Genomic DNA, 13,840 nt, shown 5'->3' with positions numbered 1-13,840 from the left:
TGGAACACAAAGCGTCTGGGTCAGTGCAGTGGCACACTCGAGAGGTTGGGGAAGATGAACTTTCGTCCAGGAGCGGCTAGCCGCCGTCTGATGGGGCTGGCGGCGGGGGCGATGGCAATCGCGATGATCGTCGGCACCGCCCCCAGCACGGCCGAGCCGACTGTGGTTCAGCCCGCTACTCCGATTCCGGCCCCGCCGGAGCTCGATCCCGCCTTTTACCGACCAGCCGCCGACGTCGTTGCGGCGAAAGCACCCGGTGAGATCATCGCCGCGCGCCAGGTGAACGTCGCCAACGTCGGGGTCATCCCGCTCAATGTCGATGCGTGGCAGGTGTCCTACCGGTCGAACAACAGCCGCGACGAGGCCGTCCCGGCCGTCGCGACGGTACTCAAGCCGCGGAATTCGACACCGTCGAAGCTGGTGTCGATGCAGATCGCCGAGGATTCGCTGGCCGGGTATTGCGCGCCGTCCTATGCCGTGCAGCAATGGTCGCCTGCCATTCTGGCCGGCCAGATCGTCGCTCCGGCAGAGTTCGTGATCGCGCAAGCGGCGGTGCAACAGGGCTGGGCCGTCGTGATCCCCGACCATCAGGGGCCCGACAGCGCGTACGCGGCTGGGCCACTGGCCGGTCGCATCACCCTCGACGGCATTCGGGCCGCCCGGAGTTTCGAGCCGCTACGAGTCACGCCGGATGCGCGCATCGGCATGTACGGATACTCCGGTGGCGCGATCGCCACCGGCCACGCGGCCGAGCTGAAACAAAGCTACGCACCCGAGATCGATATCGTGGGTGCCGCCGAGGGCGGTGTTCCCGCCGATCTCGGTGCGGTGCTCAGCAACGGCAACAACGGGGCGTGGTCCGGGATCATCTACGCCGCGGTCCTCGGCCTTTCGCGTGAGTATCCGGATTTCGCGGAGATGTTGAACCGCGACCTCGACCCGCTGGGCAAAGGTCTGGCGACGGTAAAGGGCGGGCTGTGCGTGCAGTACAACACCGCGCTGGTGCCCTTCCTGAATATCTCGGGCATGCTGCGGACTCCCGGCGGTGACCCGCTGCGCGACCCCGTTGTCATGGCGACCATGGACAAGACCCGCATGGGTAAGTCTGTTCCCGACATGCCGATGTATATCTGGAACGCCAACCCGGACGAACTCATCCCGGTCGGTCCGGTGAACACGTTGGTGAACAAGTACTGCGAAAGCCCCACGGCGACGGTGCAATACACGCGTGAGCACTTTGCCGAGCACATCACAACGGAGATCTCCGGGGCCGCGCCGGCGCTGCTGTGGTTGAAGGATCGACTCGACGGAGTTCCCGCTCAGCCGGGGTGCAGCATCACCGATGCGGGCTGGCTAGCCCTGAATCCGGACGGAATGACCCTGTTCGCGTCCATCTTCGGCGAGACGATCGCGTCGTTCTTCGGCAAACCGATCGGAGTCAAATAGTCGAGCCAGCTCGGAGTGGACCACCGAATCATCGGCTTCTTCCGAACTGTCCATCGGCTGCCGCGAACCGGCCGCGCTCGGGCCACTAGAGTTGACGGCGTGATTGCGAGCGGGTCCCCACGCATCTACGACGGTCGCCCGGTCGAGGATCGCCGGGCCGAACGGCGAGAGCAGTTCATCGCAGCCGGTCTCGCCGTGTTCGGCGAGCAGGGATATCAAGGCGCATCCATCACGATGGTGTGCAAGGCCGCTGGGTTGGCCCGCGCGCAGTTCTATGAGCATTTCGGCAACCGCGAGCAACTACTGCTGGCGGTCTACGACCTGGTTCAGACTGATGCGCGCCGGGCGGTGGTCGAGGCGCTGAGCGAGGCCGGCGAGGTGGACGCGCCCGCGCGGGCGCGCATCGCTGTGCGTGCCTACGCCGAATCGATCGGGATGAACCCCCATCGTGCGCGGGTATCTTTCGTCGAAATCGTCGGCGTGAGCGCCGATGTCGAGAAGCACCGGGTCGACCAGCGTGAGATCTGGGTACAGTTCTTCACGGCAGAGCTGAAGCAGGCGCGAGACCCGGACTTCGTTCCCGCCGGCGGTTTCCGTGCCGCAGCAACAGGTTTCATCGGAGCGCTCATGGCGCTGGTTCATCAGTGGAGCATCGAGGGAACCTCCGCCGAACTCGAGGACCTGGTCGAGGTTCTGACGCGTTTCCTCATCAGCGTGATGTGAAGCCGGCTGTCGGCCGCGGCGGACTGATTGCCGGAGACCGCGCTGTCCCGGGCAATCAGTCACCGGTGGTATCAGTCAGCCAACGGGATATCGATACCCGCGGCACCATGGAAGGCGGACAGCGTCACCACGGCGCCAGGTTCGGTCTCGCCGGCGTACAAGGGGTCCTCGGTGGCGAGGATGACGGCAAGCCGGTGGCCGGCGGGGACCCGATAGTCAGTGGCCTGCAAGCGCAGTTCGACTGCGGTGGGGTGTTCCGGTACGGCGTTGCTCACGGTGGTCGCGGCATGGGTGATGATCTTCAGGTTGCCGGTGACCACGTCCAGGTCGAAGAGGTAGGCGACGACGGTGGCGGTCTTCGTGGTGGGCGTCACCGTCACACGAATTCGCGGGATGCCCGCGATGTGGTGCGGCGACGGGAGCGGAGCGCTCGTCCACACCGCTGCGGCGGATCGGTCGACCTCGGCGAGCTTGTGACGCACGGGCATGAGCAACCGCTCGCGGAAGCCATCCATGACCAGTTGATTCACGGCGCGGACATTCGGGGCACCGGACCGGATATTCCGGCTGAGATCCGATGGCGGGTCGAGAACCAGCGCACCATCGCCGGATCCGCTCGCAGGTGCGGCGAGATAGTAGGTGCGGATCGGATTGGACGACCAGTCTTCCACACCGGCGAAGGAGGAGACGGTGAAGCTGTGCATAGTCTCGGTGTGCACGGCACCGTCGTCATCGATGCCGTTGTCGACACCGTTGAGATAGTGGTCGAGCCAGTCGTATGCGGCCTCGGTGGTGCGGGTGTACACACCGAGCAGCAAGCCCGGGATCTCCACTGCCCCATGATCTCCGATTGCCAGATCCAGGCGCTTGGGGCCGGGGAACTCGGCGAAGTAGCTCAGCAGCTGGTTCTGGGGAAAAATGGTCTCGTGCCAGTAGCTGGTGAAGAAGGTCGGCACGGGGCGGCGCTGATCCGGGATGTGGGCGGGTGACCGCCGTCGCGCGTACTTCAGCACGCCTTCGATGTCGGTGTTCGTCCGGAAGTCCTCGAGCACCTTCACCAGTTCGGCGCTGGGCTTCTCACTGATCGCGGCCAGCGCTTCGGCGGCGAGGATGTGGCGGGTCCCGTTGTCGTACAACGCTTCGCCGAGGTCAGCCCATGTGCTGAGGGCGACAACCGCTTTCACGCGCGGATCGGACTGAGCGACGAGCTGGCCGATACCTGAGCCGTAGGAGATGCCGGCCATGCCGATACGCTCCGGGTCTACCTCGATTTCCGGGTGATCGAGCGCCCAGCTGATCACCAGCGACCCGTCCGCGACGTCTTCGGGACCGGCCACCGTCAGCTCGCCACCGGAACCGGGCAAGCCGCGCTCGGTATAGGCAACGACGGCGTAGCCGCGCATGAGCAGCCTGATCAGCGCCCCGGAGTACATTTTCCAGCCCGCCGGGTCCAAACCGGCGGGAAGCACGACGAGCGGATGCGGGCCTCCGCTGGTCGGCCAGGCGGCCATCGCGTCGAGCAGATCGCCGTCGTAGCCGGGAATCTGGACCTGAGCGAACCGGCACCGCCCGCGGACGGCGGCGATGTCATCGACCAAGTAGTCGGGGACGCCGGCCGCGTTCCCGGTGAGCAGATCGGCAACGACGGCGAACGCGGCGGCTTCCTGATCGGGGGCGAGTAGACGCAGGCGGTCCGGGCGAGCTTCTGGCATGGCGATCTCCTGTCGAATTGGTGTATTTCACGGCAGCAGAACAGTTTCGCGACAAGCAAGGGAGCCACTGCGGGATCAGATCCGAGCCCCCCGCTCAGCAGTTATGCTACATCGACATCAATCATCTGCGTGTCCTGTTGCCGCAGTTGCCATCCGAATTCCCTCCCCCGCGCTCGTTGACTGATCATGTTCTGCCCCAACACTTCACAGCGTCGAGCCGGAGACGGCGCGAACCGGGCGGCCCTCGAAGTTCCCAGCACACCGACGCCCACCGCGATCGCCCCCTCGGTCGTCGCATATCCGAGGAAGCCGTATGCCCGGCACCGGCCCACTTCTCACAGAACGGCCGTAGAGCACGTCGGCGCCGGATCGTGCCGACCGGGCTCGCCCGCCGTTCCCGCCGTTGTTGTCGCAGCCGTCACACCAAGCCGCACAGGCCTCCATGCCAGCTAGTTGATTAGCACAAGTAATGTAATGTATAGTTGCATTCTGCAAGTAAATATTCTCGTCTGGGAGTAATCATGGCAGTGTCACCCGATACGGCTCAGAGCCTGATCAGAGAGCTCTATTTCATGGGCCGAACCATCCGCGCTGCCCTCTCCCATCCCGACGAAGGGGACCTGCTTCCAGGCGGCATCGGCGTGCTGGGCTCGCTCGAGGCCAGGGGTCCGTGCCGGCAGGTGGATCTCGCTGTGGACTTGTGTATCAGCCCGTCGACACTGAGCAGGCATGTCGCCGAGCTGGTGCGCTCCGGCAACATCGCCCGCCACGCCGATCCCAGCGATGGCCGGGCCACTCTCATCCAGATCACCGACGAAGGACGCGATCTGCTGCGGCGAGTCCGAATATCGCGAGCACAGGGATTGCAGATCGCTCTCGCCGATTGGAGCGAGGACGAAGCCGAACAGGCCACCTCGGTCGTTCGCAAACTCAGGAATTCACTGGCCGCAGTCGTGCCCCACACCGCGGTGGGCACGCGCCGGCCGGTTTCGACAGAAAGTCAGGAAGCGGATGTCTGATCCAGTCGAGTCGGGGACGCGGCGGGCCCCGGTCGCGATGACCCATCGTCAAATCCTGGAAGCCATGACCGGGCTGCTGGCGGCGCTGTTCACAGCACTGCTCAGCACCACGATCGTGGCGACCGCGCTGCCCACCATCATCGGCGACCTGGAGGGGTCGCAGACCGCATACGCCTGGGTCATCACCACAGCACTGCTGGCCAACGCCGCGTCCACCCCGATCTGGGGCAAATTCGCCGATCTGTTCAACAAGAAGCTGCTGGTCCAGTCGGCCATCGTCATCTTCGTCATCGGTTCGGTGATCGCGGGCGTCGCGGGCAATGTACCCATGCTGTTGGCGGCACGAGTCATCCAGGGCATCGGCATGGGCGGCTTGACCGCGCTCGTCGTCGCGATCATCGGTTCCATCGTCTCGCCGCGTGAACGCGGGCGCTATTCCGGCTACATGGGTGCGGTGATGGCGGTGTCGATGTCGGGTGGACCCATCCTCGGCGGTGTCATCGTCGACAGTCCGCTCGGCTGGCGCTGGTGCTTCTTCGTCTGTGTGCCCCTGGCCGTGATCGCCCTGGTGCTGCTGCAGCGGACCCTGCGGCTGCCGACCGAACGCAAGGCTGGGGTGTCGATCGACTGGCTCGGCGCCGCCCTGATGACCGCCGGTGTGTCGGTGCTGCTCATCTGGGTGTCGTTCGCGGGGAAGGCGGACTACTACGCGTGGTTCTCCCGCGAATCGGCCCTGTACGTCGGCGTGGGCGTAGTGCTGCTGCTCGCGACCCTGCTGGTCGAATCCCGAGCCAAGTCGCCGATCATCCCGCTCTCGATCGTCACCGAGCGCACCACCGGTCTGGCGATCATCGCCTCGATCGCGGTCGGAATCGGGATGTTCGGAGCGACCACCTTCCTCGGCCAGTACTTCCAGACCGCGCGCGGATACTCACCGACGGTGGCCGGTGTGCTGACCATCCCGATGGTCGCGGGCATGCTCGTCGCGTCGACCGGTTCAGGACAGCTGATCACCCGGTTCGGGAAATGGAAGTCGTTCGTCGTCACCGGCGGTGCGCTGCTGGTGGTCGGGTTCGGGCTGCTCTCGACGATCGACCACGCCACCAACCTATGGTTGGTCGGCACCTACATCGCCGTTGTCGGGCTCGGTGTCGGCATGATGATGCAGAACCTGGTGCTGGCCGTGCAGAACACCGTGAGCGTGCACAATATCGGCGCGGCATCGAGCAGCGTCGCGTTCTTCCGCACGTTCGGTGGCGCGATCGGTGTCTCGGTGCTGGGGTCGGTCTTGGCTACCCGTGTGAGCGAGCTGTCGACAGAGGGTTTCGCGAAGATCGGTGTGACAACCAGTTCCTCCGGCGGCAGCAATCTGAACCTGCACGGCCTACCCGCACCGATCGCGACGATCGTGCGCGCCGCCTACGGCGATGCGACCGGCCGGATCTTCCTCATCGCCGCCGGGGCAGCGGTCGTCGCCTTCCTCGCGACCATGTGGCTTCCGAATCGTCCGCTGCGCAGCACGATCGACATCGATCCGGCGCTCGACCCGACCGTGAAAGAGTCTGCGTCGCAGGACAATCCGACCGATGCCGACAGAATGGCAGCGCTGGACGCCGAATTGGCCGTCCTCGCGGACCCGAGGTGGGAAGAAGACCCGGTCTGGGAAGGCGCTGAGCGAGTGTTGTCCGAGTCAGAGCTGGTGCCGACCGCTTCGGCCGGACGGCACGCACCGGTAGCTCAGAACGGTCATCGGGCCTACCAGGCCGACGCGTCATCGCAGTCCGCTCCGTCCACCGGCGGGTTGTCCGGCTCGGGCATCGGCGGTGGAGCGGTGGACGGTCACGTCCGCCGCGAGAATGGTCAGCCGTTACCGGGTGCGGTGTTGACGTTGATCGATCAGGGTGGCCGTCAGGTCGCGCGGGCGTGCAGTGCCGCTGATGGTGGCTATGCGATCAGTGCGCCGGCGTCGGGGGGTCATGTGTTGATCGTGTCGGCGATGGGGCACCAACCGGCCGCGGTCAATGTTTCGGTCGGCCGGCGGCCCCTGCGCATGGATCTGACCTTGGTGGGTTCCGGTGAGTTGTCGGGTGTCGTCCGCACCGCGGCGCACGGCTCGCCGTTGTCGGGTGCGACCGTCACCTTGACCGATATGCGTGGTGAGGTGGTCGGGGCCGCGGTCACGGGCGGCGACGGCACCTACCTGTGCCACGGCGTGGTGTCGGGTGTCTACACCTTGGTCGCGGCGGCTGAGCACATGCGTCCCAGCGCAATCACATTGACGGTGCCCGACAGTGGCGTCATGCGTCATGACATCGAGTTGACCGCGATGGCGGTGCTCACCGGATCGGCGCGGGCCGACGGCGAGCGGGCGGCGCCGGACGTGCTGGTCACTGTGCTCGACGCCGCGGGTGAGGTGACCGCGACGGCGCGCACCGACGAGAACGGCCGCTACGTCGTGACCGATCTCGTCGAAGGGCAGTACACCGTGGTCGCTCGTGGCTATCCGCCGGTGACCGGGCAGGTCACCGTGACCGGTAGCGAAGCCGCCTACGACCTGCGGCTCGGTTACGACCTCGGGGATCGTTGATGAGCGGGCTGACCGGTCGTGTTCGCACCGCGGAGGGGTGGCCGGTGCCGGACGCGGTGTTGACGGTGACGGATATGACGGGCAGCCAGATCGCCCGTGCGGTTGCCGACGAAACCGGCGCGGTGAGCACCGGCCTGATGCCCGCGGGTACTCACACCGCAGTGCTCATCGCTGTCGGGTTCGAGCCCGTGGCACGGATCGCGCAGATCTCTTCCACCGGGACGGGCGCGCTCGGTGAGGTGGTCTTGGTGCCGACGATGGGGGCAGTGGCGCTGCCCCCGACCGGGCCGTGGACGATCGATCCGGCGCATTCGACAGTGATCGCCACCGCGCGTCATCTCGGAATCGCGAGCATCAAAGCCCGATTCGCCGAGGTGAGTGGGCGACTCGATATCGCTGAGCCGTTCGAGCGATCCACCGGGTACGCGGAGATCAAAGCGGCGGGTATCGATACCGGAATCTCGATGCGTGACAACCACCTGCGCTCGCCGGAGTTCCTGGACGTCGACAGGTATCCGATGATCACGTTCACCGGTCACGGGTTACGTCGTACCGGGGGTGACACCTGGGTGATGCCGGGTGAGCTGGTCATGCACGGGCAGCGCCGCTCGGTCGATCTCGAGGTGGCCTTCGGTGGGTTCGGATCAGATCCGTGGGGTGGGGTACGCGCCGCGTTCCACGCCGAAACACTATTGCACCGCAACGATTTCGCGATCGACTACAACGCGATTGTGCGCACGGGCGTGGCCGCCGTCGGGACCACCGTCAAAATTGAACTCGACATCGAAGTCGTACAAGGCGAGCAGCTACCCGCAATCTAGCGATCACCCACACCTTGTCGCCGCGGATTGTCGAGTCGGAAAGCGAGTCTGGCGCGATCAGCGCGGGCGGGCATCGAGCACACAGTCCGGCGCGGCGGTGGGCACCGTCCGCAGCAGCGTGAAACCGCCGCGCGCGAGCAGCTCGCGGAACTGTGCCTCGGTGCGTTCGTGGCCGCCGTCGGTGTTGACCAGCATCTCCAGGTCGATGAATTTGCCCGGGTGCGGGCGCTGATGATCGGGCAGCACCAGTTCGATCACCAGCAGCCGGGCAGACGGATCCATCGCGGCGTGGATCGTGCGCAGGATCTGCTCGGCCTTGGCGTCGGACCAGTCGTGCAGGATGTGTTTGAGCAGGTAGACGTCACCACCTGCCGGAATCTCGTCGAAGAACGACCCCTCCCGCGCCGCGCAGCGCCCCGCCAGCCCGTGCGCCGCGAGTTCGCTGTCCAGGTTCGCGACCACGTCGGGCAGGTCGAACACGATGCCCTCGGCGTCCGGGTAGCGGTCGAGGATCTCCACCAGCAGGCTGCCACGCCCGCCGCCGACATCCACCAAGGTGCCGAACTGGCCGAAATCGTAAGCCGCCAGCAGCGGTTCGATGGACAGCGTGCTGATGCTGGTCATCGCGCGGTCGAACAGGTCGCCGATCTCGCGGTGCGTCGCGGCATACTCGAAGAAGCTCGCACCGTCGAGAGCGGGGCCGACGGCTTCGCCGGTACGTACCGCGTCGGTCAGGTGGGTCCAGTGGTTGCGGTGAAACGGCGAACCGAAGAACAGGGACGTGTCGCGCAACGTCACCTCGCCGTCGGAGCGCAGCGACTCACCCATCCTGGTGAGCCCATAGGAACCGTCGCGATGCTGGGCGAACACCCCGAAACTCACCAGCAGACGCATCAGCCTCCGCACGCCGCCCTCGTCGGCGCCCACCGCCGCGGCCAGCTCCGCCGCCCCGCGCCGCCCACGGGCCAGTTCGTCGGCGATACCCAGCTCGGCCGCGGCACTGATCGCCTGCGAGAGGAATCCGGCGATCTGTAGTTCCAGTAGCGCGATATGGCCGGGAACCAGTCGGCGATGCAGCGCCGAGAGCGCGTCGCGCACTCGCTCGACGGCTCGCAGAACCGGTGTGGGTGGCGGCTTCTTCAGTGCTGTGGACGTCATGAGACTCCATCGTCGGCCGGTTGACCTGCACGTACGCGACGAAGCTTACGGGAACCGCGCGCGTCGGGATACAGGAATCGGGGTCAGGTCGGAGTCGCCGGTGCGAACGGCAGAACCGCGTCGGCTGCGCTGGTGCGCAGGGCGTGCGCGGCGACATGGCATTCTCGAGACGACCCAGGTCCGCTGAATCGAGCTCCCGACCCAACTACTGATCGCGCGCCCGCGAGATCGTTGACAACAATAACGAGCTCGACAACCCCGGCGGAGAAAGGTGTTGAGGCTCAGCAACTTTCATTGCCGGACAACGTTGACCGCGAGTATTCGATAGCGCCGATCCGGAGTGACAACGACTGCGAATGACTGATGCCCGGTCGTTGGCTGCGCAGCGACCGGGTGGTGGCCGGTCGACGTGGCTACAGCGAAGCGGAGGCGCCTCGTGCCACGTCGACCCGGCAACCCGATCCGAGCACGCTCAGTCAGGCAGGTACCGGATCGGCACCGCGCGCTCGATACCGGCGAGCCTCGAGATCAGCCAGCGTGAACACCAACTGCGCGCGCTCGCCCAGCATTCCGGTCAGCAACAGGTCCAACAGCGCCCGATGCTGAGACCGCGCCGATCGCGCCATTTCGCACCGCCCAGGCCGGTACAGACCAATAGCCCTGCGCGGCATCGGAGCTCAATGTGGGGACGGTCCTCCTTCCACGACCCTGACATGAGCAGTTCTACGAAACCGGACAAGTACGGATAGCGTCTGGGGCCGTGTCACCAGAAAATGTAGCGCAGCCCAGCCGTCTCACCGCCGCCATACGGGTGATGGCAGGTGTGCTCGTGCTCGCGACCATCCTCGAGGTGGTGCTGCGCGTATTGAGCCCGAACCCGCGGGTGGCGCAGCTGTTGTCCAACGATATGGACGAGGTCCACGTCGACTTCGACACCTTCTGGACCTCGGCCGTGGCCCTCACCCACGGCACCGACATCTACGAGACCCCGGCGAAGCTGAACAATCTCAACCCGCCGCTGCTCTCGACGCTGCTCACGCCGTTCGCCGCGCTGGATGCGGTCACGGCCTACCGCATCTTCGTGGTGCTGACACTGCTCATGATGCTGGGCTCGGTGTTGGCGGTGTGCTCGGAACTGCGGCTGCGCCCGGCTGTCACTGCGCTGGTGACGCTGGCCGTGCTCGCGTCCACGCCACTGTTCGGAACGCTGATGCTCGGCCAGATCTACCCGGTGCTGTTGGTCGGGCTCGTTGCCGGGTGGATCGCGCAGCGGCGGGAGCGGCCGGTGCTCGCGTCGGTTCTGTTCGGCATCGTGGTGGCGCTCAAGCCGTCGCTGGCACCGTTATTGCTGCTCGCGGCCGTGCAACGGCAGTGGTTGCCGTTCAAGGCCGGAATCGCAGGCGCGGCCGTCGCCTCGCTGATCGGGGTGCTCGTCGCCGGGCCGTCGAGCGCGGGGGGCTGGCTGCGCATCGCCTTGTCCGAGCCGGTGTCGGGCTGGGTGGACAACGCATCGCTGCCGGGGCTGGCGGTGCGCTTCGGACTGCCTTCCGCGATCGGGACGGTACTCGGGCTAGCGGTGCTGGCAGGCACGCTGTGGTGGTGTGGGCGCCACCGCGACCGCGTCGACCCGGGCGGCACCGCTCTGTGGGCGGTACTCGCCGCGGCCCTGCTGTTCTCGCCCATCGCGTGGCACAACTACCTGATGCTGCTGTGGCCGGGCGTGCTCGTGCTGATCACGCTGGGCCGCGGCGAGCTCACCGCCATCGCGCTCGCGGTGCCGGTCTTCCCGCTGTCCTTCACCGTGGAGTTGCCGCCCCACAGCAGCGTCGCCGCCGCCGTGACACACTCGCTCTACTGCGCTGTCCTCGTGGGCTACTGGGTGGTTCTGGTGCGCGGAGCGACACTGTCCGCGCCGAGCTACTCGCGGTCGTCCGGCGCGGCCACGAGCACGCCACCGGCGGCCGCGGCGCGCCCCATGCCCAACGGGCCCTCCGCGGTGACACACGTGGCCGCCGCCGAGCCCTGACCGTTCACGCCACCACCGGTTCGGTCCTCATGACCAGCCCGCGAGGCACCTCACATGTCACCGTCACGTTTCGCCGATACCACGCGGATCTCAACGTCGTCGCCCCACAGACGCTATTCCGTCGAATCAGATCACGGATGACACAACCGACCACCCGTCCGATCGCACCGACGACGAAACATGGTGCACCGCAAGTCGGCCCGGCGTCAGAAGCCGCGAAACACCCCGTCCGCGTCCACCGCTGATGCGAAGTCCTCGAAGTCCATGTTCGCAAGCGTGAGGTTGACTTCGGCCGGCCCTACTTCTCTTGGCAAGATCCGGAAAGTGGGCAGGCCTGCGGCGGGTTCACCGCCGCCGCTGTTGTCGACTGCCAGGATCGGGTGCTCTGGATCGCGGATGGTCTGTTCGTCGATGATGTAGATGTAGTACTGCGATGTGAGCAGCTTCTCGAGGTCTCCGGCCGTCACTTCCCGGAAGTCAGGGGTGTCGATAACGGTCAGCCCGTACTCGACGTCTTCGCTTTCATAAAACCGATTCACCGCGTCGAGTGTCTCGCGCCAGGCCGCATCGTCGTTGAAATCTGTTCGCAGCAGTAGTGATTCACCCTCGGGCAGCATTCTTTTCACAGGGTTATCGTGCACGACGTTCGCACCCGGGTCGTCGTCGCAGCCCACCGTTGCCGACACGATCACCAGCGCCGTCAGCGCCGCGCGGATCACCCTCGTCATCGCACCCTTTCTCAGCCTTGCCCCATACTCGGTGCCTGCACCGAAATACCGCCTCACAGTAGTTCGGCAGGCCCGCTATTTGGATTCCAGCCGTCCCAGGGGGTGGGCGGGCGCGAGTACGGCCTGGGCGATAGTCCAGCCGCGGTGATCGATATCGGCGACGTGACGGAGGTAGGCGAGGGTGACCTGCTGTATCAGCGCGACCCGGTCGGGGTTCTCGTCGGTGGTCTCGCTGACGTGTTCGCCGGAAATACCGCCAAGGAAGTGCTGGCCGCCGAACACAGTGAGCAAGCTCTTGTTCGCCCGGCTCAGCGTGTAGGGATCGGTCGTCCAGGCCGGCCCGCGGGTGGACAGCGGGAGGTTGTCATCGTCCCCAGCGATCACCAGACCTGGGGCGTTGATGTGCGAGAAGTCCTGGTCGCGCAGCCACGGGAGATGTTCGCGAGCGAAGGCCGTGAGTTCTGTGCCGCCGCGTCCCGCGGTGGCGAGTTGGATACTGGCCATGACTCGCCGGTCGGACAGGTCTTCCGCGATCCCGGTTTCCGGGTCGGTGACGCGCAAACCGACCAGGATTCCCGCGGTCTGCCCACCAAAGGAATGTCCCGCGGCGATAATCCGGTCGTGGTCGACCCGACCGCGCAAACCAGGCACCGATGCCGCCAATACGGAAAGTTCGTCGAGAATGCTCGTCATGTCCTGCACCCGGTGACGCCACAGTCGCGGCTTACGCGGATCCTCGGTTGCCAAGGCGATCCGCTTCGAGTCCAAATGCGTAGCCTGAATGACCACGAATCCGTGCGAGCTCCAATAGTCGACCAGCGGCCCGTAGGCGTCGAAGTTCGAGCCGAACCCGTGTGCGAAAAGCACGACCGGTAGGTTGTCGCCGGTGACCGGGGCGGAAACCCTCACTTGGAGGTCTTCAGCACGGCCGGACCTGCGCACCCTGAGTGGTTTGACGGTGACGGTCGGCGCGGGCGCGGGGTCGACCAGGCCGGTGACGGGGTGAATGACCATGAGTGAAATATTCTTTCGGTTCGCTGTCAGGACTTCCGTCGCGGATGGGTACCTCGACTACGCTAGAAGTTGACGTCGATGTCAGAGGCAAGCGTTTGTGGCATGGATCACGCGAAGGGCCGGAATGCGTATTGGCGAATTGGCTCGCCGGACCGGGGTTTCAGCCCGGGCCCTGCGGTACTACGAACAGCAGAACCTGCTACATGCCGAGCGCAGTTCGAGCGGTCAGCGCCACTACGCCGACACCGCCGTGGATCAGGTACTGCTGATTCAGCAGCTGTATGCAGCGGGCCTGTCCAGCCGGACCATCGGCGAGCTCACGCCACATCTGATCAACGGCCGCGCCACCCCTGCCCTACTCGGCCGCCTGGAGGTGGAGCGTGATCACTTGCGCCAGAGCATCATCGAACTGGCGCGCACCGAACAACACCTGGACGCGGTCATCTCGGCAGTCTCGGCCAATGTGAGCACCGGAGCGGTATGCGTTCGAGAAACCCGCGCATAAGGGTGGAACGTAACTCGCCGATCCCGCCAGCTGTCCAGACAAGCCGATCCGAAAAGGTCGTCCGTCGGTGTGGGTGGCTTGGTCAGACCGTATGGCTGTCC

At 65.8% G+C, this 13,840-nt stretch carries 11 protein-coding genes and 1 pseudogene; 8 read left to right on the top strand and 4 right to left on the bottom strand.

From position 1 onward, the window contains the following. Nucleotides 1-54 precede the first annotated feature (54 nt). Nucleotides 55-1,446 carry a lipase family protein gene (locus ACWGCN_RS14070; RefSeq protein WP_452457241.1) on the top strand — a complete coding sequence of 464 codons (1,392 nt, stop codon included), beginning with the start codon at nt 55-57 and terminating at the stop codon, nt 1,444-1,446. A gap of 99 nt (nt 1,447-1,545) precedes the next feature. After that, complete coding sequence (locus ACWGCN_RS14065; protein WP_387443650.1) at nt 1,546-2,169, top strand: TetR/AcrR family transcriptional regulator; 624 nt, start codon at nt 1,546-1,548, stop codon at nt 2,167-2,169. A gap of 71 nt (nt 2,170-2,240) precedes the next feature. Here the strand turns inward: ACWGCN_RS14065 and ACWGCN_RS14060 are convergent, their stop codons facing one another. Beyond that, complete coding sequence (locus tag ACWGCN_RS14060; RefSeq protein ID WP_452457242.1) at nt 2,241-3,881, bottom strand: CocE/NonD family hydrolase; 1,641 nt, start codon at nt 3,879-3,881, stop codon at nt 2,241-2,243. 521 nt (nt 3,882-4,402) lie between these two features. Between ACWGCN_RS14060 and ACWGCN_RS14055 the strand changes: the two genes are divergently transcribed. From ACWGCN_RS14055 to ACWGCN_RS14040, 4 genes and pseudogenes are all read left to right on the top strand, one after another. Further along, nucleotides 4,403-4,900 carry a MarR family winged helix-turn-helix transcriptional regulator gene (locus ACWGCN_RS14055; protein ID WP_378987464.1) on the top strand — a complete coding sequence of 166 codons (498 nt, stop codon included), beginning with the start codon at nt 4,403-4,405 and terminating at the stop codon, nt 4,898-4,900. A 37-nt stretch (nt 4,901-4,937) separates the two neighbouring features. Next, nucleotides 4,938-6,449, top strand: a pseudogene (locus ACWGCN_RS14050) (MDR family MFS transporter); the annotation flags it as partial. A gap of 48 nt (nt 6,450-6,497) precedes the next feature. After that, entirely contained in the window at nt 6,498-7,487 is a 990-nt protein-coding gene (locus tag ACWGCN_RS14045) for an MSCRAMM family protein (protein WP_452457293.1), read from the top strand. Beyond that, a complete protein-coding gene (locus ACWGCN_RS14040; RefSeq protein WP_452457243.1) occupies nt 7,487-8,308 on the top strand; it encodes a YceI family protein in 822 nt (273 codons plus the stop codon). The genes ACWGCN_RS14045 and ACWGCN_RS14040 overlap by 1 nt, the downstream gene beginning before the upstream one ends. Nucleotides 8,309-8,365: 57 nt before the next feature. Here ACWGCN_RS14040 and ACWGCN_RS14035 read toward each other — a convergent pair whose 3' ends face one another. Then, nucleotides 8,366-9,466 (bottom strand): methyltransferase, encoded by a 1,101-nt coding sequence (locus ACWGCN_RS14035; protein WP_452457244.1) that lies wholly within the window; start codon nt 9,464-9,466, stop codon nt 8,366-8,368. Nucleotides 9,467-10,226: 760 nt separating this feature from the next. Between ACWGCN_RS14035 and ACWGCN_RS14030 the strand changes: the two genes are divergently transcribed. Next, entirely contained in the window at nt 10,227-11,492 is a 1,266-nt protein-coding gene (locus tag ACWGCN_RS14030; RefSeq protein WP_452457245.1) for a glycosyltransferase family 87 protein, read from the top strand. 206 nt (nt 11,493-11,698) lie between these two features. On the opposite strand, the gene ACWGCN_RS14025 is transcribed toward ACWGCN_RS14030, so the two are convergent. Together ACWGCN_RS14025 and ACWGCN_RS14020 are read right to left on the bottom strand one after the other, a co-directional pair. Next, nucleotides 11,699-12,220, bottom strand: coding sequence for a DUF6924 domain-containing protein (locus ACWGCN_RS14025; protein WP_452457246.1), 522 nt, complete (start codon nt 12,218-12,220; stop codon nt 11,699-11,701). Between the two features lie 75 nt (nt 12,221-12,295). Continuing rightward, entirely contained in the window at nt 12,296-13,234 is a 939-nt protein-coding gene (locus ACWGCN_RS14020) for an alpha/beta hydrolase family protein (protein WP_452457247.1), read from the bottom strand. Between the two features lie 124 nt (nt 13,235-13,358). On the opposite strand from ACWGCN_RS14020, the gene ACWGCN_RS14015 reads away from it, so the two are divergent. Beyond that, nucleotides 13,359-13,739 carry a MerR family transcriptional regulator gene (locus ACWGCN_RS14015; RefSeq protein ID WP_449965080.1) on the top strand — a complete coding sequence of 127 codons (381 nt, stop codon included), beginning with the start codon at nt 13,359-13,361 and terminating at the stop codon, nt 13,737-13,739. The last annotated feature ends 101 nt before the right edge of the window (nt 13,740-13,840 follow it).

The organism is Nocardia sp. NPDC055050 (assembly GCF_053608345.1).
The sequence above is the reverse complement of the archived record's forward strand: the minus strand, read 5'-3'. Positions and strand labels throughout refer to the sequence as shown.